25 protein-coding genes, 4 tRNA genes and 1 pseudogene are annotated in these 22,603 nt (G+C 71.3%); 14 read left to right on the top strand and 16 right to left on the bottom strand.

Going from position 1 to position 22,603, the window contains the following annotated elements; translation table 11 throughout:
* Positions 1–39: 39 nt before the first annotated feature.
* Positions 40–1,404 (top strand): protein kinase domain-containing protein, encoded by a 1,365-nt coding sequence (locus ACQP2P_RS37165; protein WP_433609030.1) that lies wholly within the window; start codon positions 40–42, stop codon positions 1,402–1,404.
* A 705-nt stretch (positions 1,405–2,109) separates the two neighbouring features.
* Positions 2,110–2,931, top strand: coding sequence for a transposase family protein (locus tag ACQP2P_RS37160; RefSeq protein ID WP_433619418.1), 822 nt, complete (start codon positions 2,110–2,112; stop codon positions 2,929–2,931).
* A 369-nt stretch (positions 2,932–3,300) separates the two neighbouring features.
* On the opposite strand, the gene ACQP2P_RS37155 is transcribed toward ACQP2P_RS37160, so the two are convergent.
* Positions 3,301–3,699, bottom strand: a complete 399-nt coding sequence (locus ACQP2P_RS37155; protein WP_433609028.1) for a hypothetical protein — start codon at positions 3,697–3,699, stop codon at positions 3,301–3,303.
* A 142-nt stretch (positions 3,700–3,841) separates the two neighbouring features.
* On the bottom strand, positions 3,842–4,933 hold the full coding sequence (locus ACQP2P_RS37150; protein WP_433608031.1) for an IS630 family transposase: 1,092 nt from the start codon (positions 4,931–4,933) through the stop codon (positions 3,842–3,844).
* Between the two features lie 204 nt (positions 4,934–5,137).
* On the opposite strand from ACQP2P_RS37150, the gene ACQP2P_RS37145 reads away from it, so the two are divergent.
* The gene (locus ACQP2P_RS37145; protein WP_433609026.1) at positions 5,138–5,836 is read left to right on the top strand and encodes a hypothetical protein; all 699 of its coding nucleotides are present in this window, start codon (positions 5,138–5,140) and stop codon (positions 5,834–5,836) included.
* Between the two features lie 169 nt (positions 5,837–6,005).
* Positions 6,006–6,610: pseudogene (locus tag ACQP2P_RS37140) on the top strand (LacI family transcriptional regulator); the annotation flags it as partial.
* A 14-nt stretch (positions 6,611–6,624) separates the two neighbouring features.
* Here ACQP2P_RS37140 and ACQP2P_RS37135 read toward each other — a convergent pair.
* The 4 genes from ACQP2P_RS37135 to ACQP2P_RS37120 all read right to left on the bottom strand — a co-directional run bounded on the left by ACQP2P_RS37135 (position 6,625) and on the right by ACQP2P_RS37120 (position 8,041).
* Positions 6,625–6,699, bottom strand: a tRNA-Val gene (locus ACQP2P_RS37135).
* Positions 6,700–6,733: 34 nt separating this feature from the next.
* A tRNA-Cys gene (locus tag ACQP2P_RS37130) sits at positions 6,734–6,804 on the bottom strand.
* Between the two features lie 15 nt (positions 6,805–6,819).
* Positions 6,820–6,892, bottom strand: a tRNA-Gly gene (locus ACQP2P_RS37125).
* Between the two features lie 108 nt (positions 6,893–7,000).
* On the bottom strand, positions 7,001–8,041 hold the full coding sequence (locus ACQP2P_RS37120; RefSeq protein WP_433609024.1) for a CapA family protein: 1,041 nt from the start codon (positions 8,039–8,041) through the stop codon (positions 7,001–7,003).
* A 71-nt stretch (positions 8,042–8,112) separates the two neighbouring features.
* Here ACQP2P_RS37120 and ACQP2P_RS37115 point away from each other — a divergent pair.
* A tRNA-Gly gene (locus ACQP2P_RS37115) sits at positions 8,113–8,185 on the top strand.
* Between the two features lie 4 nt (positions 8,186–8,189).
* On the opposite strand, the gene ACQP2P_RS37110 is transcribed toward ACQP2P_RS37115, so the two are convergent.
* From ACQP2P_RS37110 to ACQP2P_RS37100, 3 genes are read right to left on the bottom strand one after another with little or no spacing between them, the layout of a single operon-like run.
* Positions 8,190–9,884, bottom strand: a complete 1,695-nt coding sequence (locus ACQP2P_RS37110) for a hypothetical protein (RefSeq protein WP_433609022.1) — start codon at positions 9,882–9,884, stop codon at positions 8,190–8,192.
* 46 nt (positions 9,885–9,930) lie between these two features.
* The gene (locus ACQP2P_RS37105) at positions 9,931–10,671 is read right to left on the bottom strand and encodes a YaaA family protein (RefSeq protein ID WP_433609020.1); all 741 of its coding nucleotides are present in this window, start codon (positions 10,669–10,671) and stop codon (positions 9,931–9,933) included.
* A 5-nt stretch (positions 10,672–10,676) separates the two neighbouring features.
* On the bottom strand, positions 10,677–11,087 hold the full coding sequence (locus tag ACQP2P_RS37100; RefSeq protein WP_433609018.1) for a GntR family transcriptional regulator: 411 nt from the start codon (positions 11,085–11,087) through the stop codon (positions 10,677–10,679).
* Positions 11,088–11,191: 104 nt separating this feature from the next.
* Here ACQP2P_RS37100 and ACQP2P_RS37095 point away from each other — a divergent pair, with 104 nt between their 5' ends.
* The gene (locus ACQP2P_RS37095; RefSeq protein WP_433609016.1) at positions 11,192–11,632 is read left to right on the top strand and encodes a hypothetical protein; all 441 of its coding nucleotides are present in this window, start codon (positions 11,192–11,194) and stop codon (positions 11,630–11,632) included.
* Positions 11,633–11,684: 52 nt separating this feature from the next.
* On the opposite strand, the gene ACQP2P_RS37090 is transcribed toward ACQP2P_RS37095, so the two are convergent.
* Together ACQP2P_RS37090 and ACQP2P_RS37085 are read right to left on the bottom strand one after the other, a co-directional pair.
* Complete coding sequence (locus ACQP2P_RS37090) at positions 11,685–11,987, bottom strand: hypothetical protein (RefSeq protein WP_433609014.1); 303 nt, start codon at positions 11,985–11,987, stop codon at positions 11,685–11,687.
* 136 nt (positions 11,988–12,123) lie between these two features.
* Entirely contained in the window at positions 12,124–12,348 is a 225-nt protein-coding gene (locus ACQP2P_RS37085; protein WP_433609012.1) for a hypothetical protein, read from the bottom strand.
* Positions 12,349–12,596: 248 nt separating this feature from the next.
* Between ACQP2P_RS37085 and ACQP2P_RS37080 the strand changes: the two genes are divergently transcribed.
* The 5 genes from ACQP2P_RS37080 (at position 12,597) to ACQP2P_RS37060 (ending at position 17,058) form a co-directional block, all read left to right on the top strand.
* Positions 12,597–13,250: a hypothetical protein gene (locus ACQP2P_RS37080; RefSeq protein WP_433609010.1), complete on the top strand. Its 654-nt coding sequence runs from the start codon at positions 12,597–12,599 to the stop codon at positions 13,248–13,250.
* On the top strand, positions 13,247–13,582 hold the full coding sequence (locus tag ACQP2P_RS37075) for a transcriptional regulator (RefSeq protein ID WP_433609009.1): 336 nt from the start codon (positions 13,247–13,249) through the stop codon (positions 13,580–13,582). Before ACQP2P_RS37080 ends, ACQP2P_RS37075 begins: the two co-directional genes overlap by 4 nt.
* Before the next feature lie 78 nt (positions 13,583–13,660).
* Positions 13,661–14,521, top strand: coding sequence for a hypothetical protein (locus ACQP2P_RS37070; RefSeq protein ID WP_433609007.1), 861 nt, complete (start codon positions 13,661–13,663; stop codon positions 14,519–14,521).
* A 69-nt stretch (positions 14,522–14,590) separates the two neighbouring features.
* Positions 14,591–16,624: an NAD(+) synthase gene (locus ACQP2P_RS37065; RefSeq protein ID WP_433609005.1), complete on the top strand. Its 2,034-nt coding sequence runs from the start codon at positions 14,591–14,593 to the stop codon at positions 16,622–16,624.
* Positions 16,621–17,058, top strand: a complete 438-nt coding sequence (locus tag ACQP2P_RS37060; protein ID WP_433609003.1) for an HIT family protein — start codon at positions 16,621–16,623, stop codon at positions 17,056–17,058. Before ACQP2P_RS37065 ends, ACQP2P_RS37060 begins: the two co-directional genes overlap by 4 nt.
* Here the strand turns inward: ACQP2P_RS37060 and ACQP2P_RS37055 are convergent.
* Positions 17,041–17,646 (bottom strand): GNAT family N-acetyltransferase, encoded by a 606-nt coding sequence (locus ACQP2P_RS37055; protein WP_433609001.1) that lies wholly within the window; start codon positions 17,644–17,646, stop codon positions 17,041–17,043. The genes ACQP2P_RS37060 and ACQP2P_RS37055 overlap by 18 nt on opposite strands.
* Before the next feature lie 254 nt (positions 17,647–17,900).
* Here ACQP2P_RS37055 and ACQP2P_RS37050 point away from each other — a divergent pair, with 254 nt between their 5' ends.
* The 3 genes from ACQP2P_RS37050 (at position 17,901) to ACQP2P_RS37040 (ending at position 19,731) form a co-directional block, all read left to right on the top strand.
* Complete coding sequence (locus ACQP2P_RS37050) at positions 17,901–18,251, top strand: hypothetical protein (RefSeq protein WP_433608999.1); 351 nt, start codon at positions 17,901–17,903, stop codon at positions 18,249–18,251.
* 10 nt (positions 18,252–18,261) lie between these two features.
* On the top strand, positions 18,262–18,945 hold the full coding sequence (locus tag ACQP2P_RS37045) for a hypothetical protein (protein ID WP_433608997.1): 684 nt from the start codon (positions 18,262–18,264) through the stop codon (positions 18,943–18,945).
* A gap of 105 nt (positions 18,946–19,050) precedes the next feature.
* Complete coding sequence (locus ACQP2P_RS37040; protein ID WP_433608995.1) at positions 19,051–19,731, top strand: PP2C family protein-serine/threonine phosphatase; 681 nt, start codon at positions 19,051–19,053, stop codon at positions 19,729–19,731.
* Here the strand turns inward: ACQP2P_RS37040 and ACQP2P_RS37035 are convergent, their stop codons facing one another.
* The 4 genes from ACQP2P_RS37035 to ACQP2P_RS37020 form a co-directional block, all read right to left on the bottom strand.
* On the bottom strand, positions 19,732–20,142 hold the full coding sequence (locus tag ACQP2P_RS37035) for a GntR family transcriptional regulator (protein WP_433608993.1): 411 nt from the start codon (positions 20,140–20,142) through the stop codon (positions 19,732–19,734).
* A gap of 55 nt (positions 20,143–20,197) precedes the next feature.
* The gene (locus ACQP2P_RS37030; protein ID WP_433608991.1) at positions 20,198–20,926 is read right to left on the bottom strand and encodes a YcnI family protein; all 729 of its coding nucleotides are present in this window, start codon (positions 20,924–20,926) and stop codon (positions 20,198–20,200) included.
* Between the two features lie 65 nt (positions 20,927–20,991).
* Positions 20,992–21,468 carry a vitamin K epoxide reductase family protein gene (locus ACQP2P_RS37025; protein ID WP_433608989.1) on the bottom strand — a complete coding sequence of 159 codons (477 nt, stop codon included), beginning with the start codon at positions 21,466–21,468 and terminating at the stop codon, positions 20,992–20,994.
* Entirely contained in the window at positions 21,455–22,333 is an 879-nt protein-coding gene (locus ACQP2P_RS37020) for a DUF929 family protein (RefSeq protein ID WP_433608987.1), read from the bottom strand. Before ACQP2P_RS37020 ends, ACQP2P_RS37025 begins: the two co-directional genes overlap by 14 nt.
* Positions 22,334–22,603: the final 270 nt, after the last annotated feature.

Below are 22,603 nucleotides of genomic sequence, written 5' to 3'. Positions count from 1 at the left end.
GTGCCCCCATCCGCGTTTGCGTTGGCTCATAATACGGGCGTGCCAGTACCCGACAAGATCGGTCGATATCGTGTGCTGCGGCTGATCGGCTCGGGCGCGTTCGCCACGGTGTGGCTGGGCGCCGACGACGCCCTGGAGGCGTCCGTGGCCATCAAGGTGCTGGCGGACAACTGGGCGTACCACGCCGACCTGCGGGCCCGCTTCGAGGAGGAGGGCCGGATCATGCGGCGGGTCGACTCGCCGCTCCTGGTCCGGGTGCTGGACGTGGGCGAGCTGCCCGACGGCCGGCCGTACCTCGTGATGCCCTTCGCCGCCGGCGGCACGCTCGCCGACCGGCTCGCGGCCGGGCCGATGCCCGTGCGGGAGGCCCTGCTCGTGGCGGCCGACATCGCGGGCGGGGTGGCGGAGCTGCACGCGGCCGGGGTCCTGCACCGCGACCTCAAGCCGTCCAACGTGCTCTTCCAGCCCGCCGACGACCGCGACCGCGTGCTCGTCGCGGACCTTGGGCTGGCCAAGGCGCTGGCCAACGCGTCGGGCTTCACCATCGCCGCCGGCACACCCGGCTACGCCGCACCCGAGCAGGGGCGGCCCGGCTTCGGCCTGGACGTGCGCGCCGATGTCTACGGCATCGGCGCGACCCTGCACCACATGCTGACCGGCCGCCCGGCCCGGCCCGGCGACCGGCCGTCCCGCGGCCGGCCCGGCGTGCCACCCACAGTGGACGAGATCGTCCGCCGGGCGCTGCACCCGGACCCGCGCCGGCGATGGGCGTCGGCCGCCGAGCTGGCCGGCGCGCTGCGGGCGGCGGCCGAGTCGACGCGGGAGGGTGCCCGGCGGCGCCGGGCCTTGCAGGTGCCGGTCCGGGTCGGCGGCGCCACGCTCGCGCTCGCTGCGGCACTGGCCCTCGCGGGCTCGGCGGCGGTGCTGCCGGCGCCGCCGGGCTGGGTGCGGGTGCGCGACGCGGCCGGGGTGGTGTCGATCGCGGTACCGCGGGCCTGGGCCGGCCACCTACGCGACGCGGGCTGGAACCCGTCGGCCCTGCGGCTGCCCGGCGTCCACGCGCCGGGCCTCGTCGTCGCGCCCGACCTCGCCGCCTGGGCCGACCCGGCGAGCGTGCTGCCGGGCGTCTTCGTCGGCGCGAGCGACGCCCTGGCCGGCGGCGCGACGCCGGCCCTGCCCGACCACGAGCCCTGCGTGCGGCAGCCCGACCGCACGGCCACCGCTGCGGGGGCCAGCGCACAGGTCCGACGCTGGACTTCCTGCCCCGGACCGGTGTCGTACAGCGAGGTCGTCCTCGCCGTGCCGCAGCGGGCCTACGGCGTCTACGTGCAGATCAAGCAGGTCGACGGGGTTGACCGGACCGACGAGATCCTCGCCGGCCTGCGGCTGTCGGCCTACTCGTAGCAGGCGTCGTCGACGACCATCAGGCTCAGGACCGTCACCAAGCCGTTCACAGCCACGATCGGGCACGCCGCATCCGCTCCGCCTGGCCGGGGGTGCACGCAACGACGAACGTCGACCAGAGGGCGGGTCTGGGCGAGCGAAGCGAGCCAGTGCCGACGCGAAGCGAGGCATGGGGGGCGCGGGGTGGCGAAGCCCCCCCCTGGAGCGAGCGCCAGTGAGCGCGAGGAATCCACCACCGAAACGGCGAAAAGGGGCGGAGCCGCTTGAGCAGGCTCCACCCCTCGGTGGTGGGCGATACTGGGTTCGAGCCAGTGATCTCTTCCGTGTCAACGCCATGATGACGCGCCTGGCGATTGGATTCCGACTCGATGTTCCAAACCGTCCTCACGTTGACCGTAAGAAGGTTCGACGATACGCATCCCGCAACTTGTCTCACCGCAAGTCTTTCCGAGGCTATTGACCGCTTGACGGCACTGGAGCGTAAGGCGGCTGGCCTGTAGGCCGCCGTTTGTCACACTCCGGCGGCGAGCCATCTCCGGCAAGTCACTGAGCCATTCCGCGCAACGTGCTGCTGACGCTGGGTGATCTCCGGTGGTCCGGCGGCTGACACGCCGGAACCCGTTGTGGTGCAACGAAAAGACGCAGAACCCCGGTATGAAGGTGGTCCTCTCACAGATCAACTTCACATGGGGCTCTGCGCCGACGATGAGTGTCACATACACCGCGTCCCTGCCGGTACGCGACGAGACGGTGGACTTCCTGTCCGGTCTGCTGACAGCCGAACGCGCCCGGCGCGGCACGCGGCAGCGGACCAGGTCGCTGTCCTGCCACGAGCAGGCGGTGCTTGTCCTGCGCTGGTTCTGCGACGGCACCCGGATGAGCCAACTGGCCGCGGACAACGCGATCAGCGTCTCGACCGGCTACGACTATCTGCACGAAGGTGTCGACGTCCTCGCCTCGCGGTCACCCTGCCTGCACGGCGCGCTTCTGGCAGCCAAGGCAGCCGGCTACGGCCACGTCATGATCGACGGCACCCTGATCGAGACGGACCGGTGCCGCACGCCCGGCCCGACCCCCGGCGTGGACCTGTGGTGGTCGGGCAAACACGCCCAGCACGGCGGCAACGTCCAGGTCATCACCGCCCCGGACGGCTGGCCGATCTGGACCTCCGACGTGCGACCAGGCCGGGAACACGACACCACCGCAGTCCGGACGCACACCGAGATCCTGCCTGCCCTCACCACGATCGCCGCCGATCTGCGCACCCTCGGCGACCTCGGCTACGAAGGCGAGGCCGGCACCATCACCGTGGCGTTCAAGAAACCCAAGGACAGCCGGCTCACCCTGCACCAGCAGCAGCTCAACCGAGCCCACAACGCCGTACGCGCGATCGCCGAACGTGGCAACGCCCTGCTCAAAGGCACCTTCAAGGCACTCCGCAACGTCAGCCTCTGCCCCTGGCGGATCGGCAGAATCGTCGCCGCCGCACTCGTCCTGCTGCACCTCGACCACGCCCGAACAACATGACCATCAGTGATCAACACGTTGCGCGGAATGGCTCACTGTGCCCGGCGCCCGCTCGATCAGTGGGCGCCGGGCTTCGGCGCGTTCAGCCTCGGGCGCGAGTCCCGAGCGGTCGCGCAGCGCCGAAGGCCGCCTTGAAGACGTATGGAAAGTTTGCGCCCGGACAAACGGGCACGGGTGCGACAACCGAACCCCGGCAAAGCCATGGGTGTCGCGTATGTCCAGCGCGGTGTGAGGACCTCTGCGCGGGATGGTGTGCTCGGCTGCCGGTTCACGCTCTGCCCATGACCAGCTTGCCGCTCCAAGTCGCCGGCGGCATCAAGGTCCGTTTCCCTTGTGGCTGAGGCTGGTCGCGTTCGAGCCGGGACCTGATCATCGAGTGGCGGCTCGAATGCCCGCGACGATCGCGGCAACCAGGAGCGCGAGCGCGAGCACGAGCAGTACAACAGGACCTAGCAATAGCGTCAGTATCAAAACCAGCAACACAGCAAGTTTCAGCTGGAGGCTTGTCTGCGACCAAGCACCCTTGATCGCAGGCCAGACAGGGTTCTTTCCCCGCAGCTTGGCTTTCAGCCCCTCGAAGACCGCCTGCGTGGCGGGCGCTCGGCTTGCCACGAAATTGTTCAGATCGTCGGCCCAGTCCTCCACCTTCCGCGACGCCTTCGCAGCGGCGTACCGCAGGGCCGCTTCTTGCAGGTCACGCAGCGCAGATGCCACGCTCGCCGGCGCGAGGGCGCTCTTCGCGCCGCTGGCGGTGTTCGATGCTGTCATGTCGCGATCTCCCCATCAAGGATACCGCCACGGTGCAGGGGACGCTGAAAAGGTTCTGGCGCGAACTTGGTGATCTTCAATCAACATACGTCAGCGATCCGAACCGCAAATACGCCGCCAACCACTGCAGGAGACCGGGTCGCTAGTGTCCTGCGTCAGAAATTCGCCTACAAAATCGGGCGAGTGACTCCAGGATCTCCTCGGCGGTCTTGGTCCAGATGAACGGGCGTGGGTTGCTGTTCCAGTCAGCGATCCACGCCCGGATGTCCGCTTCCAGGGCTTGGACGCTCTTGTGGACGCCGCGGCGGATCTTCTGCTCGCTGAGGAACCCGAACCAGCGTTCGACCTGGTTGATCCAGGACGAGCCGGTCGGGGTGAAGTGCATGTGGAAGCGGGGGTGCCGGGCCAGCCAGGCCCGGATGGCCGGGGTCTTATGGGTGCCGTAGTTGTCGCAGATCAGATGCACATCCAGTTCCGCCGGCACGGTCTTGTCGATCGCGACCAGGAACTTCTGGAACTCGGCGGCACGGTGCTGGCGGTGCAGCTGGCTGATCACAGTGCCGTCAGCCACGTTGAACGCGGCGAACAGGCTGGTGATCCCGTTACGGGCGTAGTCGTGGGTACGCCGCTCGGGCATGCCCGGCATCATCGGCAGCACCGGCTGCGAACGGTCCAACGCTTGGATCTGGGACTTCTCGTCAACGCAGAGCACCACCGCCCGTTCCGGTGGGTTGTGATAGAGCCCGACCACGTCAACGACCTTCTCGATGAACAGCGGGTCGGTCGACAGTTTGAACGTGTCCGCCCGGTGCGGTTTCAGCCCGAAGTCCCGCCAGATCCGTCCGATCGTGGACTTCGACAGCCCCGACCGCTGCGCCATCGACGTGCGCGACCAGTGGGTAGCGTTGCGCGGCGTCTGTTCCAGGGTGGCCACCACCACCTCTTCCACCCGGTCCAGGCTGATCGACGGCGGCCGGCCCGGCCGCTGCTCGTCGATCAGCCCGTCCAGACGCTCGGCCAGGAACCGCCGCCGCCACTTGCCCACAGTGGACAGATGCACACCCAAAGCCGTGGCCACATCAGTGTTCGACGTGCCCTCGGCGCACGCCAGAATGATCTTCGCCCGCATCGCCAGGACCTGCGCCGACTTCGCCCGCCGCGACCAGCGGACCAACGTCGCGCGCTCCTCGTCGGACAACACCAGCGGCGGGGTGGGACGCCCGGTCCTCGGCATCCCATCACCCTACACCTATTTATAAGGCGAACTTGTGGCGCGGCACACTAGGTGGTGTTTGCGCTGGTGAATGGCCATCCATCAGTGGCGCATGCACTCTCCTAACGCGGGTATTTGAGGTGACACCGGGTCCTTCGCTCCGGGATGCTGCCTGGCGGAGGTGGCGGAGCGTTGGCCGGTGCGAGTGTGGCGGTGTGTGTTGAGGTGGTCGATGGGCAGCCGGTGGTGGAGGCGGTCGCCGCCGCTCTAGAGCCGTTCGACATGGCGTACGGTCCGGACGGGCGCTGGGACAGGTGGCGTATTGATGGCTGGCTGCCGGTACGTGCCGGCTGTGAGGACGATCCTCGGGTCCTGCGGGTGTCGGAGCCGCGGGAGGGGTGGGTGCCTGATCGGTGCGACGGCGCGCCCCGCGGGCTGCTGGACTTCACGCTGGTGCGTTCGGCGGCGCGCGAGCGGGCTGAGGCCGTATGGGCGGAGTGGTACGAGATCGCGCGCCGCTGTCCGGCCGGGCGGCCGCTGGGGGATTTCCTACTGCGGCATCGGGCGGACCCGGAGGGCTATTCGCTGGACGCGGCGCGGCTGGACCACCGCAGCCAGCCGGTCATGCAGGCGTACATCGCGGCGCACGACATCGGCCCCGGTGTCATCTGGTTCGAGTCCAACGACCCGATCGGCCTGTTCGGCTACGAGCCTGAGCCCTACGTGGGCAACCGCGTAGCGCGTGTCGTTCCGGCCTCGGAGTTGCTGCGGCTCGACGGGGTCTGGGTGGAGTACGGCGATTACCCCAACTCGGGCAACAGGTTCGATCACACCAGTTGGGACGCGTACTACCGCGCGGCGGACGCCTACCTGGACGCGCTGCCCGGCGACGCGTATGTCGTCCAGATCCACATTCACAGTTGACGGTGATTGCGGCTTGACCTACGTGCGGCGCCACGCCGCAGCTTGCGGTGGTGCCTTCTCATCCCAGGGTCCGCGCCCGCTGGCCTCGTAGCGCCAGATCTGCCGTGGAAGGGCTGGACGCTACAACCTCGGCTCTATCGGGAACGGGAGCTTGGCTGCCCACGCTTGAAGCGCTCCAGCGGCGCTCAACCAGCGGGCCTCCGTGGCCGATGTGACTCGGCGGCGCGTGCAACAGGCCATAGCCGATCTCGGATACGTCCGGGGTGCAGCCGGCGGGGGAGTTGGCACCGCACTGGCGCCGGAACGGGTTCGTCACGTGGCTGTTCCGCCCGGCGGTCTCGGGCTGGTATCGGGCCAAGGCGCCGCTCGCGTCCCGCCCGGTGCCGCTGCTGGCCGAACCGTGGCCGGGCATCCCGGTCCGGGGCCGCGATGCTGCGGGGCGTGCTCAGTGCTGCTGGACGCCGATCGCACCGGGCCTGACACCGCACGGTCTGCGCCACAGCTGCAAGACGATGATGGTCGAGCTGGGCACCCCGGCGACGTTGATGGACGCGCAGACGGGGCACGCGGACGGCTCGGTTCAGGCACTGTATGCGCACGTCACGGTGGCTATGGTTCGGCGGCTGTGCCCGGCGTCGCCGGTCGGTGTCCTGGATCGCCTGCTACGGGAGAACTGAGCATGCCCCGCTTCGCAAGATCGTCTCCCAGAATTCTCCCGGGCGTCGGCCAAGACGGGAAACGGCCGGTCCCTCGTCGCGAGGAAACCGGCCGTGACCTGGTGTTTCATATGGTGGGCGATACTGGGTTTGAACCAGTGACCTCTTCCGTGTCAAGGAAGCGCGCTCCCACTGCGCCAATCGCCCTAGCAGTACAGCCACACAAAATGCGGCGGCTCCGAGGTGGGAACGGGATTTGAACCCGTGTACACGGCTTTGCAGGCCGTTGCCTCGCCTCTCGGCCACCCCACCGTGGTGACTATCCCGAGCGGACGACGGGATTCGAACCCGCGACCCTCACCTTGGCAAGGTGATGCGCTACCAGCTGCGCTACGTCCGCACCGCCAGCTACGTTCCCTGGCGACGGATGCAAACTTTAGCCGACCTCCAACCCCCATGCCAAACCGGTATCCCGCTTCGGCGCGTCGAGCCCGTCTGAGCTGGGATTTCATCCGGACAGACCCGCGCAGGTGCGCAGGCCCGCGTACCGGCGGCTCAGCTTGTCCGCCGCGGCGCCCGTCAGCAGGACCGGCTGGCCGGTGTCGGAGACGACGGCGGGCAGGAACTCGGCCTTGGTGACGGCCCTGGCGCGGACCGTCAGGCGCAGGATGCCGGTCTCGGTGCTCTTCGACGTGCCGTACCACAGGAAATTGCCCAGGCCGTAGGCCACATAGGTGCTGCCCAGCCAGCCGGAGCCCTGCAGGGTGTGGGCGTGGGCGCCGATGATCAGGTCGGCGCCGGCCTTCGCGAGGCGGGCCGCGAACGTCTTCTGTTCGCTGTTGGCGCAGCTGTTCGCCTCCTCGCCCCAGTGGTTGAACACGATCACGAGGTCGGCTCGGGCGCGGGCGGCGGTCACGGACGCTGTGGCGCGGTCGGTGTCGAAGGCCAGGGCCACGCCGGGCCGGTCGGGGCCGGGGGCCCACGTCGAGGCGAGCTCGTGGACCTGGCTGAAGCCCAGCAGCGCGACGCGGACGCCCTGCACGGTGGTGTAGAGGGGCGCGTAGGCGTCCTCGGTGTTCCTGCCGGCACCGAAGTACGGGTAGTCCGCCGCGTGCAGGGCGTCGAGGGTGTCGAGGAGGCCGACCCGGCCGTAGTCGAGGATGTGGTTGTTCGCGATGGTGACCGCGTCGATCCCGGCGGCCTTCAGCGCGTCGACGGCCCTGGGGTCGGTCCGGAAATGGTACGTCTTGGGCTCCGGCGTCCCCCGGGTCGTGATCGCGGTCTCGAGGTTGACCACCGTGAGGTCGGCGTCGGCGAGCGTGGACGCGATCGGGCCGAACGCGGTCGCCGGGTTCGACAGCAGCTTCGCGGTGCGGTCCATGAAGTGCACGTCGCCGGCGAAGGCGAGGCGCAGGTCGGGCGGCGCCGGGGAGGCCGACGGGGTGGCCGCGGCCGAGGCGGGGGCCGCGGCGGCCGGCGGAGCAGTCGCGGCCGGAGGATTGCTGCAGCCCGCGAGCAGCAGCGTCAGGGCGAGCGCACGCACCTTCACGGCGTCACGCTAACGGGCGACGACCCCGGTTGGGAGTCCCGCGGGCGAATGCGCTACAGTCCTTTCTCAGTGCGGACGTAGCGCAGCTGGTAGCGCATCACCTTGCCAAGGTGAGGGTCGCCGGTTCGAATCCGGTCGTCCGCTCTTTTCATTTCGATTCCCGCCGGCGCCCGGCGGGAATCGGTCGTTTCGGGGCCTTGTCCAGCACCCACAGCGGATTGGACACGCCCACGACGTCGCCGCCGGCGAGACGGACCTGGAGCCGGACATAATGGCCCGGCGACACCGTGACAGTTTTCGATTGCTCCGTTTTCGTCGACGGTACCGCGGCCGCCTCGTCGACCACGCCGACGATCAATTCCGCCTTGGCCCCGCCGGGCAGGCCGGTCGCGATCGCGTCGACGGTCACCGGCGCCCGCGTCATGAGCACGGCACCGAGATGCGAAACGCCGCCGACGCGCAGATCCAGGCTTCCCCGGTACCGCGCCAGATCCGTGAACCACGCCGCCCCCCTCGCCATCGCGGCGAGCAGATCCGGCTGGGCGAGCGACGGCGACCACACGTAGGTGATGTCGTGCTCCGGCTCCTTCGCCCAGTCCGTCGCGTCGTGGTCGTCGCTGCTGCCGACCGCGGTGAAGAACAGCGCGTTGCGGCAGGCGACGTCGTACACCCACAGCAGGTCGTCGTACGGTTTCCGGCCGATCTCGACGAGGTCCACGCCGAGGAAGTCCCGTTCCAGCATCAGCTTCACGAGCTCGTCGCGCTTCGCCACGTCCATCGGATGGTTCCAGCACACGAGGCCGCCGTGCGCCTTCAGGTACCGCACCATCGACGCCGTCAGCGCCGGGCTGTCGTCGCGGACCGGCGGGCGCGGAAACGACGGGAACCGCTGGTCGCCGCCGAACCAGTTCAGGTGCCGCACGAGCGAGATCTCCATCGCGCGGTAATGCGTCACGCCCGCCCCGTGCTTCGCCGCCGCGGCCGCGATGACCTCGGCCCGCAGCTGCTCACCGGCCTGCCCGGCGCGCCGCGAGCGGTGGAACGTGAGCCGGTCGGCGACGAACCCGGCGTGCTGGACCCCGATGCGCAGCCCGGTGAGGGCGTTGTCGCCGGCGGCGATGGCGGGCCACAGTTTCGCGACGTCGTCGCGCAGCACGAACGTGTATTCCCGCCATTGACCGGCCTTGATGGGCAGGCGCACCGTCCCGTTCGGCCCGGTCGCCGTGTGCGTGGTGGCGGCGAAGGGCCCGATCTGGTACCGCAGCCGCAGCACCCCCAGCCCGGGATGGTTCGACAACTGCAGCTCGAAGAGCAGGGAGCCGTCCGCCGGGAGCGTTTCCGGCAACAGGTCCAGGGTCAGCTCGGTGTCGGCGATGCAGGCGTTCATGGTGTTGTTCCAGGACTGCCCGCGGTACCAGATGATGCCCTTGTTCTTCGAAACGAGCCGGAGGGCCTTGCCGGTGCCGTCCTGCGGCGAATGGGGCGAGGCGACGAACTCGGCCACGGCCCCGGCGGGCCTGCCCTCGGTCTCCTTGACCCATTGCCAGTCCAGGCCGTGCTCGGGCTCGACGGCCCCGTCGAAATGGACCGCCTGACGGTGCTCGAACGCGGCGATGCGGAAGTCGTGATCGGTCCACCAGACCACGTCGACGTTGTTCGCGCGGGCCTGTTCGAGGTGTGCGGAGAAGCTCGCGAGGCCCTCGCTGAACGGGCCGTGAATGTGCGTCGCCATGCTGACCGGCCGCAGATCCCGCGCCGGTTCCGTCGCGGGCGGCACGACTCCGGCGGCGAGGGCGGCCCCGGCGGCGCTCAGCACGGTGCGGCGGGTCAGTGGGTGATCCACATTCCCTGACGTTCCCGGAACACCGCCGGGCGGCGCAGGCGAATCGCTAAAGCTGCTCCACATGAATGTCGAGCTGACCCGGCCGGAGCTCCTCGACGCGATAGCCGAGGCCGCGCAGCGTCTGCGTGAGCCGCGCCGGCGTGCGCGGCCGCGCCCCGGACTCGAGCAGCGCCCGCACGATCCGGCCCTTCGTCGCCTTGTTGAAGTGGCTGACGACCTTCCCCCCGTGCAGCACCCGCACCGTGACGGCGTGCGGCGGCGTCCACATGCCCGCGTACGCCGACGAGCGCAGGTCCAGCACCAGCTCGTCCCCGGCCACGGCGTCCAGGGGCGCCTTGAGCGCCGCCTTCCAGTGCGCGGCGAGCGGCCCGGTCGACGGCAGCCGCACCCCGATCGAGCACCGGTACGGCGGAATCCGGTCCCCGACCCCGACCACGCCCCACAGCCCGGAGAAGATCAGCAGCTGCTTCGCGGCCCGCCGTTTCGCGGCCGCGTCGAGGCCGGCGAGCCCGAGCGCGTCGTAGAGCACGCCGGTATACACCTTCCCCGCGGCGACCGCGGGCGCGCTGGCCAGCCGCGCGTTGCGCTCGACCTCACCGGTCTGCCCGGCGCCGAGGCCGAGCGTGCCGATCGCGAGCTGCGGGTCGGCCGCGAGCGCGACGAGGTCGTCGAGCACTTGCCGCCGCGCGTCGCCGAGCTCGGGAACGGACAGCGTGGCGAGATCGACCGGCCGCCCCCGCCGCGGAGCGTCGGCCTTGCCCTCGGAGGGCGGCAGCAGGATGAACACGACGCCTATTGTTCAACAACCACCTCGACCGTCTCGGCATCGACCTGCTCGACGGTGCCGTCGGCGCGGCGGATCTCCAGCAGCGGCACGCCGCGCTCGATGCCGAGCCGGGCCCGCTCCTGCGGGCTGGGCATCCGCCCGACGAGCGCGGCGCCGCGCTCGAGCACGATCCGGCGGCGCTTCGGCCGGGCCCGTACCCGTGCCGCCCGGCCCCGCTGGGTGGCGATGAGGCCCTCCTCGCGCAGCAGGGCCAGGGCGCGCCGGACGGTCATGAGGCTGACCGCGAACTCCCGCATGAGGAGGGCCTCGGCGGGCAGCGGCCGCCCTTCCTGGTACTCGCCGGCCGCGACCTGCTCCCGGAGCTGGTCGGCCACGGCGCGGTACCGCACCGCCGGCTCGCTGCTCCGCCCCCGCACGCGGCGACGGTAGCCCACAAGGCCGTATGGCCATAAATAATGCTCAACACAAGTTCCTCGAAGAGCGGCCGCCGTACCTCGAGCGCATGGGGTGCGATCACCGCGTGTATTACGGCGAGTTCACCCCCTACGAGGACGCGCACGACGAAGTGTGGTGTGACCGTTCGACCGGCGTGCACTTCCTGCGCTACGAGCCGGCCTACCGGCGTCTCAACATCGGCTGGCTCCAGGCCGGCCGGCCCTGGACCGCCGCTGCGGCCCCGGAAGGATTCGCCGGCCACCAGCGCGCCAGCGCGGACACCGCCGAGATCGGAGTCCCCGCCGACGGCAACACCGCCTACGCGGCCCCACGCCTCGTCGGTCACTACGTCATCGACCACGGCTACCGGCCACCGCAACCGTTCATCGACGCCGTGCTCGCTTCCGACCCTCACAGCTCCCGGCCGACGCACGGCCCAGAGATCCGCTTTCCGTGGATCCCGAGCCAAGCACGCCTGCGCTGCGTCGACGATGACGACTTCTGGGACGACCACACCGGGACGTAGACCTTCTGCTCGAGCCGATGCGACTGCTCCCACGGGCAGCCCGGGCATCACGTCATCGGAGTCGGCGATAGAGGGCCCACCCTTTGCCTGTCAGAGCCCACTGCCCGTATCCAGCCGAGTTGACGGGCTCCAGCAGGCCCTCTCGCACCATGGCGGCCCGCTCGTAAGAAGTGCGGTTCGCCCAGTTGGGTTCGTTGGGGTGCTTCTCCGGTGAGCGCCAGTCTTCCTCGGTGAACCGGCCGTGGAAGGCTTTTTCCATGGCTCGCAGGGCCGCGTCCCGCCTCGCCTTTCCACCCATTCCGCCGAGCGTCTGCACGAGCCAGATCCGAAGCTGGGATTGTGGCGTCAATGGCACGCGGGCTCCTCAGGGAAGAAGATCGCCGCTAACCGTAGCGGCATCGACCACTGCAAGAAAGATCCCGCTGACTGGTTCCTCATCCGCCCTCGCGCGTAGCAACGGCGCAGCCATCGGCAAGCCAAGGACCGGCACTTCAGTGCCGATCGCTGGAGCAACGCAACGTATGAGCGCGGCGGTCCCGGGCCGCCTCCGGGTCGCGGTCCAGCGGCCGTTCGTCGAGCGTGGCCTGCGCGATCAGCGACGTGAGCCGCAGGCGTAGACGGCGAGACCGGCGCCGCGCGAGACCGGCGCCGCGCGGGGCGGCGCCGTGCGGGGTGGCGCCGTGCCGGGCGGCGGAGATCGCGGTCTGCAGCCCCAAGCGTCAGCGTCACGCACGCCACCGGCCTGACCGGCGCGGGCAGATCGGCAGCGTCTGCGCCGCCCATCGGCACCGGCACGGCCGGGGCGGCGAGCCGGAGCAGCATCGCGGCCATGGCCGGCGCGCCGTCCTGGATCAGCTTCGTGGCCAGCGGTGCCCGGCCGGCCAGGCGGTGATGTCACGCAGCACCGCCGGGTCCGCGATGCGTGCGCCTGGCGGAAATTGGTTTCCTGTGCCAACCTATTGGCATGAGTACTGATTCGGTGCCCGCCGGGGAAGATCCGCGGCGGCTGCTCTCGGAGGCCCGGGGGCTCGCCCGCCGGGTTCGCGTCGACCAGCGGGTGACCTGGTTCGCGCTGCTGGTCCTGGCGGTGGTCACGTTCGCCGCCATCCCGTTCGACTGGTACTTCTTCGACCCCGCCTTGTCCTGGCGCCGCGGCGTGCTGTTCTTCTGGCCCCCGGCCCTGCTGCTGTCCTACGCGGCGATCGCGGCCTGCTACGTGCGCGTCGCCCGGGCGCGGGGGCTGGGCGCTCGCGTGCGGCCGTACGCGATCACCGGCATCGCGCTCACCGTGCTGTTCACCGCCGCGTGGATCGCCGCGCGGCTGTACTTCCCGACGCATCCGCAGCGGCTCCCCGAGTGGGCCCTCGTGATCGACCGGCTCGTCGCGCCGTGGGGCACGATCGGCGTCGCGCTGCTCGTGCTGGCCCGGCTCGAGCGCAACGTCGGGCTGCTGGTGTTCACCCTCGCGTACCTGACCGTGGTGCTGGTGCCGATCGACTTCGGCTGGCACTCGGAGGGGCAGGGGGGCACCTTGTTCCTGCCGCAGCAGTGCATCAACGGCGCCGTGCTGCTGCTGGGCGCCGCCGGCTTCGGGCTGGCCGAACGGCGGCGGCGATGACCGACGAGCCGCTGCACCCCGTCAACGGGCTGGACGAGGTGGTCCACCAGCGGGTCCGGCTGGGCATCCTCACCATCGCCCACGAGGCGCGCCGGGCGGAGTTCGGCTACCTGCGCGCCCAGCTCGACCTCACCGCCGGCAATCTGTCCAAGCACCTGAGCGTGCTGGAGGCCGCCGGGCTGATCGAGATCGAGAAGGGCTACGCCGGCAAGCGCGGGCGCACCTGGATCAGCCTCACCGCCGCCGGCGACACCGCGCTCGCCGAGGAGGTGGCGCGGCTCAAGCAGCTGATCGCCCGGGTCGAGACCGCGCAGCCGCGGCGGGAGGACTGAGCGGCCCGGCCCTTCGAATGTGCGGGCGGTGCGTGGTGCGGCTAGCGTCGGCGTCGATACCTACAGCAGGAGGTAGCGATGGCATGGAGAGCCGCACGCTCGTTGCTGGTCCTCCACCAACAGTTGCAAGCCGGGGCGCCGCGGGCACGGCCGCCCGGGACCGGGGCCGACGAGTGGGGGCTGATCGGCGACGCGGCGCATGACCCGACGTCCGACCACTCGCCGCACAACTTTCCCGGCTGGGGCAACCAGATCGTCACCGCGGCGGACTTCCCCAACCGGCCGGATCTCGGGCTCGACGCCCACCGGGTGCTCGACGACATCCGGCGCTCGCACGACGGCCGGGTGAAGTACGGCATCTCCAACGGGCAGATGTTCTCCAGCTATGCGGTCAGCGGGTACGGGGCCTGGACCTGGCGGCCCTACAACCCCAAGAACGGCGACCGGCACTTCACGCACGGCCACCTGTCCGTCGTCGGCGACGCGCGGGCGGACGGCACCCAACCCTGGCAGACGATCGGCGCCGGTCTCGGCGGCGACGAGGAGGATGACGACGACATGGGCGCTTCGTTCGGTCCGATCAGCATCGAGCGCGAGGGTGTCACCTCGCTGACGATCCCGCCGGTGCAGGCGGGGCTGGCCGACCCGCGACCGGCGTGGCTGAACTTCTGCAACGACACGGGGCAGGTGTACGGGCTGCGCGTGTGGTACACCACCGGCAACGAGACCTTCTCGCCGTTCCCGGGCACCAGCAACGGGCAGCTCGCCCTGCGCTCCGGGCAGCGCTGGAGCGGCGACATCCCCGCGGGCACCTCCTGCCTGTCGATCCTGCGCCAGGCGATCGACGCCGACGGCAACGTGGTCGCGCCGACGGCCGAGTACCGCGCGTACGCCGGCCACCTCACCTGCGCCATCGAGCGCGGCGCCGTCAAGCGCTGAGGTCGACATCACGGCCGGTGCGGGCGGGACCCGCGCCGGCCGTGGGCGCGGCTGGACCATGATGGGACCGTGAACTTCCGCTCGATCTACGCCCACGGCTTCGCCCGGGTGGCCGCCTGCACCGGGCAGACCGCCATCGCCGACCCGCCCGCCAACGCCGCGGCGATCCTGCGGCAGGCGCGGGAGTGCTCGGACGAGGGGGTCGCCCTCGCCGTCTTCCCGGAGCTCGGCCTCAGCGGGTACAGCATCGAGGATCTTCTCCTGCAGGACGCCGTGCTCGACGGCGTCGAGGACGCGCTCGCACAGGTCGTGGCCGGATCCGCCGATCTGCTGCCGGTGCTCGTCGTCGGGGCGCCGCTGCGGCACCGGGGGCGCGTCTACAACTGCGCGGCCGTCGTGCACCGCGGCCGCCTCCTCGGCGTCGCGCCCAAGTCCTACCTGCCCAACTACCGCGAGTTCTACGAGGCCCGCCAGCTCACCGCCGGCGACGCCGAGCGGGGCGGGACGATCCGGGTCGGGGGAGTGGACGTGCCGTTCGGGCCCGACCTGCTCTTCGCCGCCGAGGACCTGCCCGGGTTCGTCCTGCACGTGGAGGTGTGCGAGGACATGTGGGTGCCGGTCCCGCCGAGCGCGGAGGCCGCGCTCGCCGGGGCGACGGTGCTCGCGAACCTCTCCGGCAGCCCGATCACCGTCGGCCGGGCCGAGGACCGCCGGCTGCTGTGCCGCTCGGCGTCGTCGCGGTGCCTGGCCGCGTACGTGTACGCCGCCGCGGGCCTCGGCGAGTCCACGACCGACCTGTCGTGGGACGGCCAGACGATGATCTACGAGAACGGGGCGCTGCTGGCCGAGACCGAGCGCTTCCCCGACGGCGAGCGGCACGCCGTGGCCGACGTCGACCTGGACCTGCTGCGCCAGGAGCGCCAGCGGATGGGCACGTTCGAGGACAACCGGCGCACCCACGAGGAGCGCACGCGCGACTTCCGGCGCATCGCGTTCACGCTCGCCCCGCCCGACACCGACCTCGGGCTGCGCCGCGTGGTCGAGCGCTTCCCGTTCGTGCCCGCGGACGTGGAGCGGCTCGCGCTGGACTGCTACGAGGCGTACAACATCCAGGTCGCCGGCCTGCGTCAGCGCCTCGCCGCGATCGGCGAGCCGAAGGTCGTCATCGGGGTCTCCGGCGGCCTCGACTCGACCCACGCGCTCATCGTGGCCGCGCGCGCGATGGACCGGGCCGGCCGCCCGCGCACGGACATCCTCGCCTACACCATGCCGGGTTTCGCCACGTCGAGCGGTACCAGGGACAATGCTTTCGCCCTGATGCGAGCCCTGGGCGTGAGCGTGCACGAGCTCGACATCACCCCCACGGCGCGGCTCATGCTCGCCGAGCTCGGGCACCCGTTCGCCGCGGGGGAGCCCGTCTACGACGTGACGTTCGAGAACGTGCAGGCCGGGCTGCGCTACGACTACCTGTTCCGGATCGCCAACCACCGCGGCGGCATCGTGCTGGGCACCGGGGACCTCTCGGAGCTGGCGCTGGGCTGGTCGACGTACGGCGTCGGCGACCACATGAGCCACTACAACGTCAACGGCGGCGTGCCCAAGACGCTCATCCAGCACCTGATCCGCTGGGTGGCCGCGAGCGGGCAGTTCACCGACGAGGTCGCCAAGATCCTCTCGGTGATCGTCGAGCAGGAGATCAGCCCCGAGCTCGTGCCGGGGGAGGAGCTGCAGTCCTCGGAGTCGAAGGTCGGCCCGTACGCGCTGCAGGACTTCACGCTGTTCCACGTGCTGCGCTTCGGGATGCGCCCGTCGCGGATCGCCTTCCTGGCCTGGCACGCGTGGCGCGACGCCGACGCCGGGGCGTGGCCGGCGCACTTCCCGGACCACCGGCGCGTCGCCTACGACCTGCCGGAGATCCGGCACTGGCTCGAGGTGTTCTGCCGGCGGTTCTTCGGCTTCGCCCAGTTCAAGCGCTCCGCCCTGCCGAACGGCCCGAAGGTCTCGGCGGGCGGCTCCCTGTCCCCGCGCGGCGACTGGCGGGCCCCGTCGGACGGCAACGCGAACGCCTGGCTGCGTGACCTCGAACGGTGGGACATGTCGTGAGCTGCTTCAGCTGTACGCAGAACGCTCGCCGCGACCTTCCGTTGCGCGAGCGGATCGCCGTGGACGAGCACTGGCGGGTGGTGCACGCCTTCGACACCGGTGTCGCGGGCTGGCTGATCCTGGTTCCCCGCCGGCACGTGCTGTCGATCGCCGAGCTGACGGATGCCGAGGCCGCGGCGCTGGGCACGTGGCAGGTGCGGCTGTCGCGGGCCTTGCACGAGGTGACGGGCTGCGAGAAGACGTACGTGGCCCAGTTCTCGGAGGCCGAGGGCTTCGCGCACGTGCACTTCCACGTGGTCCCGCGGGCCGCGGACCTCCCGGACCCGGCGCGCGGCCCGGGGATCTTCGGCCTGCTCCGCCCGGCGCCCGGCCTCGTCGTCCCGGCGGAGCGGATCGACGAGGTGTCGGCGGCCCTGTCAGCCCTCCTGCGCTGAGGCCGGCTCGTCGCCCGGGCCGAGCGGCTCGGGCTGCCGCTGCGGCGCACGCACCGGGGCGTCGGCGCCGGCGTACTCGGAGCGCACCATCGAGTACAGGTACAGGCTGCGCCACCGGCCCTCCCGGAACTGCGACGCCCGGATCTCGCCCTCGCGGGTGAACCCGGCCTTCTCCAGCGCCCGCTGCTCGGCGACGTTCTCCACGTCGGTGTACGCCTCCACGCGCTCGACCGGGGTCGTGCCGAACAGGTACGCGGCCAGCATCCGCTGCGAGGCCGTGCCCGCCCCCCGGCCCCGGAACTCGGGCAGCAGCTGGATGCCGATGGTCCAGCACGCCCAGACCGGCACCCCGTAGGTGTTGCGGCTCCAGTGCACGGTCCCCGCCACGGCTGCGTCCAACAGCACGATCAGGCACCCGATGTCCGGGCCGATGAGCCGGTTCTCCTCGAAGCGGCGGCGGATGGCGACGATGTCGCGATACCCGGACCAGTTGAACTCGCCACCGGTCTCGGGGTCGTCGGCCTGCCGCTCCAGCAGCCACAGATCGGCGGCCGTCACCGGCCGCAGCACCACGTCCGGAGTATCCACGGGCGCAGCGTACCGGCAGCGGGGCCGGATCGATGGCCCGCTCGTTCGGGTGCGGTCTGTGGAGAACCCTTCGGGGACGAGCCGAACCCGCGCCGGTGGACGATGATCGGCGCGGGCGGAGGTTGGAGAACCGCCCGGCATCTGCGCGAGACCGTGCACGCCGGTGTGAGGCGCCGCGGGCGGCCCTGGCGCCGTAACCCAACAACGGCGGACAAAACGGTCAAGTCCCGGCCGGGGCGGTCGATGGGGACCGTGTGCACTCTGAGGCGGCCGGGCGGCTGGGCGCGGGAGCGAAGACGCTCACGCCCGTCACGCTGCCCGGTGACCGCCTGCGCCGCGAGGCCGTCATCCTGCAGCGCCTCGGGGGCATCGGCGGCGTGCCGGTCCTGCTGGAGCCGTGCGACGGGACCTGCCTGCCGGTCGTCGGGCACGGCCGGCCGCGGGCCGTGCTGCCCGGCACCGACCTGACCAGCGCCTGCGTGGCGGCCGCGCGGCCCGGCGCGGGGGCGGGCCGCAGCGGCTCGCCGAGGCCGCGGACGTCGCGCTGGATGAGGCGAAGCGCGAAGGGCGCAACCGGGTCGCACCGGGTTTGCGGCCCCCGGTAATCTCAGCGGTTTGAGGGAGCAAGCAACGGCGATGGCGGACCACCGCGCGGACCAGCCCACCGGCGAGCAGGCCGGCGGGCCGGTGACGCTGACGTTCGCGGAGCTGGAGTTCGTGCTGCGCTCCGCGGCCGAGCGCGGGGTCGACGTCGACGACGTGCGCCGCCGGCTCAACTTCCAGCCCGGGGTCTCCACCGGGATCGTGGTCGCCGCCGGGGTCGCCTCCCTCGTCGCGCGGGACCTGTGCCGCCTCGACGACAGCGGCGTGCGGCCCGGCGAGTTCGTGCAGGGCGCGATCGCGGCCCTGGCGACCCGGCACACGAGCACCGAGGCGGCCGGCTGGCTGGACGAGCGCCCCGTCGTGGTGCACCTGTTCTCCGGCGTGACCGGCCGGCTCGCGGTCTACCCGGGCTCCTACGGGCTCTTCTCCGTCGAGCTCATCGACGCGACCGAGCCCCTGTCGGCGCCCGTGATCCGGTTCCTGGACCTGTGCACCTCCGGCGACGGCGCGGCCACGGTGCTGATCCGCACCCAGGCCGGCGCGGCCGACGAGTCCGGCGTCGCGGTCGCCCGCAGCGCCGCCGGTGCCTGGTTCATGTCCGACTCGTTGGAACGACCGGACCCGGGCCGCCCACTGGCCCGTGCGGCCGTCGTCGCCCGCCTCCTGTCGCTGCTCGCACAGCCGGTGGGAGTCTGATGGACGCCGGGCAGTCCGTCGTGTCCGGTCGTTTCGGCGATGGTGCGATCTTGACGATAATGGGATCTTGATGGCGTTCGTGGTTTCGATGGCGGTGGAGGGCTGATGGCGACAATCCGGGCCGGCAAGGCGACCGACGTCGGGAAGATCCGCCGCCGCAACGAGGACAGCGCGCTGGTCGGCGAGTGCATCTTCGCCGTGGCCGACGGCATGGGAGGCCACGCGGCCGGCGACGTCGCCAGCCACCTGGCGGTCACGGCCCTGGAGCGCCTCGACGGCGTCGCGGGCCCGGGCCCCCTCGACATCCGCGACGAGATCGTCCAGGCCAACGCCGACATCCTGGCCGCGGCCGCGGCGGACCCGAGCCAGGGCGGCATGGGCACCACGGCCGCCGGCCTGTGCCTGGGCAAGGTCGACGGCGACGAATGCTGGATCATCTTCAACGTCGGGGACTCGCGGGTGTACCGCTTCGTCGGCGGCACCCTCGACCAGCTCACGATCGACCACGTGGCCCCCGAGGCGGTCACGATGCGCCGAGGCGTGATCACGCGCGCCCTGGGCACCGACCCGGGGCCGCGGCCGGACCTGTGGGTGCGCACGGCCGAGGCCGGGGAGCGCTTCCTGGTCTGCTCGGACGGCCTGCCGCTGGAGCTCACCGACGACGAGATCGCCACGGTGCTGACGGGCTGCGAGGACCCGCAGGCGGCGGCGGACGAGCTGGTCCGCCGGGCGGTGCTGGCCGGCGGCCGGGACAACGTGACCGTGGTCGTGGTCGACAACGTCTAGCTAGTCGCCGGCGCGGGGCCACCGGACTCCGGTCCCGGCGGCCGGGTGCACCTCCTCGACGTCCCCGGTGCGCACGACGAGCACGGGCACCCCGTCGGGCAGCCCGAGCTCGTCACGCTCCCGGGGCGTCGGCATGCGGGCCCGGACCACGCTGGTGGGGCCGGCCTCGACCACGTTCGCGGGCGTCTCGACGGCCGGCACGGCGCGCCGCTCGACCCGGATGTTGCAGTCCCGGCCGATGACGAGCAGGCCCTCGTTGCGCAGGATCTTGACGGCCTTGAGCGCGGTGTCCCGCCCGACCCCGAACTCCTTGGCGATCTGGTCGGCGCTGGGTATCAGCGCCCCGACGGCCAGCTCGCCGCCGCAGATCCGCTGCCGGAGGACGTCCGCGATATGGTCGTAGCGCGCCACCCGTTCAATGTAGCCAAGTGGCCCTACGGAACAAAAGCCCCCTTCGATGCGCTGGCTAGGCGCTCGGGGACGCGGAGCGGCGGTAGGCCAGCACGCCCACCACCAGCCCGGCCAGGCCCAGGACCAGCCCGGCGATGCCCAGGCCGATCGCGGTGCCGTCCGAGGACGAGGAGGAGGACGCCGGGTCGGCGGCGTTCACCGCCGGGCCGGCCGAGGTCGTCGCGCCGGCCACGGCGGTGTCGGCCTTCTTCGCCAGCTTCAGCACCGGCGCCGGGTGCTCGGCCTGCGTGCCGGCCGCGGGCTCGTCGATCCAGCGCACGACCTCGCCGCTGGAGTACGTCTGCAGGGCCTTGAACACGATCTGGTCGACCTGCGGCAGCGGGCCCAGGGACACGTCGAACTCCTGGAACTGGTGCGGCTTGATCGCCGAGTTCGCGTCCGCCGTCCACGTGATCTTCGAGACGGCCTCGGTCAGCTCGGCGCCGCCCTCGGTCTTCACCGGCGTCGCCAGCTTCGCCGTCTCGGTCGCCGCCGTCCAGCCCGGCACGGGCTTGAGCGACACCGAGGCGATCGGCTTGTCGGTCGGGATGGCGACCTCGACCTTCGTCGTGCCGGCGTCGTCGCGCTCGTTCGGCACGCGGAAGGTCACCTTCGTGTACCCGCCCTGGACGGCGGTGTTCGGGTTGACCGTGACGTGCGCGGAGGCGAGCGCGGGGAAGGCGAGCGCCGCGGTGACGGCCGCGGCGACGGCGACACCGGCGCGGACCACGTGGGTCAGGCGCATGACGGGGGCATCCTCTCGGGAGACGTGTACCGCGCGGTTAGTCGGCGCACGTCCCCCGAAAGTTCCTACAGATCCGACGGGTCGGCGTAGGCGGTCCCGATGGCCGTCACCGCGAACAGCGCCACCGCGAGCACGTGCACCCCGGTGCACCACAGGCAGATCGCGTGCAGCGTGAACAGCTCCGCGAACACCAGGTAGAACACGAAGAGCACGCCGATCGTGGCGAGCGCCAGCCGGCCCGTCCGGATCGCGGGCATCGACGAGCGCCACAGCGGGCCCGCCGAGAGCGCGAGCATCGCGGCGAAGTAGACGAGGCCGAGCACGGCCACGGGGATCCCGAACACCGCCGACTGCTCGGACGTGGTGACCTTCAGGCAGTTCAGCGCGCCGGTGTCCGGGCAGGCGAGCGTGGTGGACGCGGTGAAGTGCTCGACCGTGAGGTACACCGAGATCCCGAGGCCGGCGACCGCCAGCACCAGCGACGCGAGCGGCACCCACGGCTGGACCCGGCTGCGGTCGAGCTCGATCTCACTGGCCGACATTCGCGAACTCCCCCTGGTAGGCGCGCACGGCCGCGCTGGAGCACACGTCCGCGGGCTGGTTCCCGGTGATCTTGCACAGCAGGGCGGTCATGGCGTTGGCGCTGCCGTCGATCGCCCGGCCGAGCTGGCTGTTCGGGTCCTTGATCGCGTCGAGCACCTGCTGGTGCGTGTGGTTCGCGAGCAGCTGCGGGCTGTAGGAGGCGCCCGCCTGGATGGCCTTGTTCGCGAAGTCCATGAACGGGATCGCCCCGGCCGAGTCCTGGGGCACGTAGGGCGGCGCGTTGTACTTGGCGAGCACCTGCTGCTGCGCGGGGGTGAGCTGGTCCAGCGGCGCGTACTGCCCGCCGACGCGCTTGTTCGTGGTCGTCTCGACGCCCTGGAACGCCAGATACTGACTCGTGTACTTGGCGCCGTGGAACGACAGCGTCGGCGTGTTGGGGTAGGCGTCGTCGGCCGCGGACGTCGTGAGCGTCAGCCCGCTGAACGTGCCGAACCGCGACAGCGCGATGACCACGGGCCAGCGCTGGGCCGCGCAGAACGGGCAGTACTCGGCGCCGACGTAGAGCACCAGCGGCTTGCCGCCGTCGGTGAGCGCGGGCTGCCCCGTCAGCGCGGTCGGCAGGGCCGGCTTCTCGCCCGCGGCCACGGTGTCGAGGGTCGCGGCCGGCACCGAGGTCACCCCGCTGATGACCGCCTCGGCCGAGGCGCCGGTGGGCAGGGCGCTCGGCGCCTGCGCGCCGCCGCCCGCGGTGCCGAGCTTGACCAGCCCCATCACCACGAAGACCAGCAGCACGGCCCCGATCGCGGAGTACGCGATCCGCATCCGGCCGCGCCGGGCGGTGGCCCGCTCCTGGATCATGCGCATGCGCCGCGCATACTCGCGCGAGTCACGCTGCCGTTTCGACACGCGGCCAACCTCCTGCGATGTGCGGTTGCGTTCGTCTCCTTAGTCGCACGGGGCGGGCGACCGGTTCCCGGAATCGGGCGAAAGATCACCCGAAGCGCCTCGATCGTAAGTCACGGGGCTCGCGGGAGACCGGGGCGAAAGACCCGAAAACCCATGACTCCGGTCCGTTGTGCGCACGACCGTTGCTCCCGTCAGAAATCCCGGCCTCCGCGGTGGGCAGGACCGCAC

Origin of the sequence: Dactylosporangium sp. CA-139114, assembly GCF_050955725.1 — a bacterium.
GTDB lineage: Bacteria > Actinomycetota > Actinomycetes > Mycobacteriales > Micromonosporaceae > Dactylosporangium.
The sequence above is the reverse complement of the archived record's forward strand: the minus strand, read 5'-3'. Positions and strand labels throughout refer to the sequence as shown.

Excerpts from the sequence above, each read along its gene's own strand:
- ACQP2P_RS37070 (WP_433609007.1), top strand. The coding sequence starts at position 13,661 with ATGGCATGGAGAGCCGCACGCTCGTTGCTGGTCCTCCACCAACAGTTG.
- ACQP2P_RS37160 (WP_433619418.1), top strand. The coding sequence starts at position 2,110 with ATGAGTGTCACATACACCGCGTCCCTGCCGGTACGCGACGAGACGGTG.
- ACQP2P_RS37025 (WP_433608989.1), bottom strand. The coding sequence starts at position 21,468 with ATGTCGGCCAGTGAGATCGAGCTCGACCGCAGCCGGGTCCAGCCGTGG.
- ACQP2P_RS37020 (WP_433608987.1), bottom strand. The coding sequence starts at position 22,333 with ATGCGCATGATCCAGGAGCGGGCCACCGCCCGGCGCGGCCGGATGCGG.
- ACQP2P_RS37075 (WP_433609009.1), top strand. The coding sequence starts at position 13,247 with ATGACCGACGAGCCGCTGCACCCCGTCAACGGGCTGGACGAGGTGGTC.
- ACQP2P_RS37040 (WP_433608995.1), top strand. The coding sequence starts at position 19,051 with ATGGCGACAATCCGGGCCGGCAAGGCGACCGACGTCGGGAAGATCCGC.
- ACQP2P_RS37150 (WP_433608031.1), bottom strand. The coding sequence starts at position 4,933 with ATGCCGAGGACCGGGCGTCCCACCCCGCCGCTGGTGTTGTCCGACGAG.
- ACQP2P_RS37030 (WP_433608991.1), bottom strand. The coding sequence starts at position 20,926 with ATGCGCCTGACCCACGTGGTCCGCGCCGGTGTCGCCGTCGCCGCGGCC.
- ACQP2P_RS37080 (WP_433609010.1), top strand. The coding sequence starts at position 12,597 with ATGAGTACTGATTCGGTGCCCGCCGGGGAAGATCCGCGGCGGCTGCTC.
- ACQP2P_RS37155 (WP_433609028.1), bottom strand. The coding sequence starts at position 3,699 with ATGACAGCATCGAACACCGCCAGCGGCGCGAAGAGCGCCCTCGCGCCG.